The 1,693-nt window shown below is 67.6% G+C and carries 1 protein-coding gene; it reads right to left on the reverse strand.

The window, feature by feature from the left end; translation table 11 throughout:
- Window positions 1-88: 88 nt before the first annotated feature.
- The gene (locus ABGB08_RS54495; RefSeq protein WP_347608467.1) at window positions 89-1,393 is read right to left on the reverse strand and encodes an IS110 family transposase; all 1,305 of its coding nucleotides are present in this window, start codon (window positions 1,391-1,393) and stop codon (window positions 89-91) included.
- Window positions 1,394-1,693: the final 300 nt, after the last annotated feature.

Raw genomic sequence — 1,693 nt, forward strand, 5'->3', positions numbered from 1 at the left:
GCCTAGTCCGAAAACAGGACCTCAGCTGGGCAGGCGGCAGCGTCCGGCGGCGGGATGTGATGCCGCCGGTGCAGGCGGGAGCGGTCGGTCAGCGGGTTGGGGTCACCGGTAGATGGTTCTCATCGGGGGCCATCGCTTCGATGGTGACCTTGTAGCCGAGACGTTCCAGGCCCTTGACGTGGTTGCGGGCCTGACGCCGAACATGCATCCGGGTTTCGTAGTAGTCAGCGCCCAGATCGGTGTAGCGGGCCTCCGGGTCGGATAACAGGGCGTGAATGATGACCAGCTGCGAGTTTCCTGTCGCGACCAGGGCCTTCTTCTTCGGCATGCGCCGGTTCAGGCGGCGGTAGCGGGCGCCCAGGAAGGACTGGGTCCGTCCGGCTCCGATCGCCGCCTCCCCGAGGGCGGCGCCCAGGTAGGGGTTGCCCCGGCCGGTGGCGTTGCCGCCTTTGCGCTTGCCCGCCGACTGCTTCACCTGGGGCGCGAACTTGGCCCACGACACCAGGTGGGAGGCAGTGGTAAAGACGCGCATGTCGACCCCGATCTCCGCGATGATGTCGGCGGCGCCGATCGTGCCGATCCCGGGCACCTCATCCAGCTGCTCGACCTGGCGGGCGTAGGGTTCGATCAGCTGCTCGATGGCGGCGGTGAGCGTGGCGATCTGCCGCTGGTGGTGATCGATGGTGGCCAGCATCATCGTCAGCACCGCCACGTGCTCCTCGGACAGGAAGGAGCAGTCCAGCGCCTCCTCCAACGCGGTGATCTTGGATCGCATCCGGCCGCGGGCCAGCTGAGCCAGCACTTTGGGATCACGCTGACCGGCGACGATGGCATCCATCATGGCCCGGCCGGACTCGGTGAACAGTTTGGAGGCCACCGAACTCAGCTTCAGGTGGGCATCTTCCAGCAGCTTCTCCACCCGCTGCATCTCGGCCGTGCGGGCCTGGACCAGGCTGCGCCGGTAGCGGGTGTGGGTCCGCAGCCGCCGGATCGGCTCGGGCGGCACGAAACTGGACACGATCATCCCCCGCTCTGTGATCTTCGCCAGCCAGATCGAGTCCGCCCGGTCCGTCTTCGGCCGGCCCGGCAGCGCCTTGACCTGCCCGGCGTTATACAGCAGGCAGTCAAACCCCTCCGCCTCCAGCACGAAGAACGGCGGCTTCCAATAGTCGCCGGTCGCCTCCATCCCGACCGTGCCCACGCTCCAGCAGCGCAGCCAGTCGGCCAGCTTCAGCAGCTCCGCCCGGGTGGCGCCGAATGTGCGGGTCTCGCTCATCCGCCGCCCCGACCCGCTATCGCCGGGCACCCGGATGGTGACCTCGATCTCCTTCTTGCCGATGTCCAGCCCGGCCACCCGATCGATGAACAACGGCTCATCCTCGACCTCGCGCATCACGGCCTCCTACCATGAGAGGGCAACACCTACCGGCGAGGTCGTTCACGGGGCCGGGGCGCGAGGAAATCTAGTCCGCGGGCTCGAAGCACCAGTGAGCAGCCCTGAGGTGTGGCTCCCAGCGTCAGACTCATTCACGGGGTCCAGCCCGCCAAGGAGATTCGACGTCAGTGAACGACCTCGCCGCCCACAGCCTTGCCGATCAGGCCACCGCCCGCGCATCACGATCCGGAGTACGGCGGGACAGCCTCCCCTTTTCACGCCGCAGCGGCGTCACCCCGGGGCACGAAGGACTCATTC

Origin of the sequence: Acrocarpospora sp. B8E8 (genome assembly GCF_039871605.1) — a bacterium.
In the GTDB taxonomy this organism is placed as follows: domain Bacteria; phylum Actinomycetota; class Actinomycetes; order Streptosporangiales; family Streptosporangiaceae; genus Acrocarpospora; species Acrocarpospora macrocephala.